Here is a 326-nt window from a genome sequence, read left to right as displayed (position 1 = left end):
GACAGTTCCCAGGTCAGGGTAATGCTATCACCCTTGCGAAGCAGCTGGAAAGCCTCAACGGAAGGGGCAAGAGTCAATTTACGGATATAAGTCTTGGGAGCTTCCTTATAAGGGAAACCATAGGAAAGGACAGTCATGCCACCTATGTTCTCGAAGCCGGTATAGCCGATGGAAGTCTCACCGGAGACAATAACCTCGCCTTCTTTGTGAGTAGCCAAAGCCTCCTTGTCAAACTTGTCAATACGGATGACTGACATGGACTTGCCTTTACTTGAATTGAAGGCGGCAGTCAGAGGAGTACTCAGACGGTCTTCGCGTACCAGCCA

General features: G+C 49.7%; 1 pseudogene. It reads right to left on the bottom strand.

From position 1 onward, the window contains the following. A pseudogene (locus DW182_RS22520) lies at positions 1 to 326 on the bottom strand (hypothetical protein); the annotation flags it as partial.

Origin of the sequence: Bacteroides sp. AM16-24 (assembly GCF_003471885.1) — a bacterium.
GTDB lineage: Bacteria > Bacteroidota > Bacteroidia > Bacteroidales > Bacteroidaceae > Bacteroides.
This window is presented reverse-complemented; position numbering and strand designations above follow the sequence as displayed.